Here is a 230-nt window from a genome sequence, read left to right as displayed (position 1 = left end):
CGGGTGCTGGAGATCTCCCTGGGCATCCTGGTGTCGACCCTGGTCAGCGCCGCGATCCTGCCGCAGTCGGCCAGTGCCTCGATGCGCAACGCCCTGTACCAGCGCTTTGGCGTGTTCGCTGGCTTCGTCGCCGAAGGCCTGCGCGGCGACAGCCAGCGCGACCGTTTCGAAAGCAGCAACGTGCGCTTCATCGCCGAGGCGGTGGGCCTGGAAAGCCTGCGCAGCGTGAC

1 protein-coding gene is annotated in these 230 nt (G+C 68.3%); it reads left to right on the top strand.

What is annotated here, in order from left to right; genetic code table 11:
- A partial coding sequence (locus R2R70_RS23600) for an FUSC family protein (protein WP_410979433.1) occupies positions 1 to 230 on the top strand: 230 nt, incomplete at both ends.

Source organism: Cobetia sp. SIMBA_158 (genome assembly GCF_046566945.1).
GTDB classification, from domain to species: Bacteria; Pseudomonadota; Gammaproteobacteria; order Pseudomonadales; family Halomonadaceae; genus Cobetia; species Cobetia amphilecti.
This window is presented reverse-complemented; position numbering and strand designations above follow the sequence as displayed.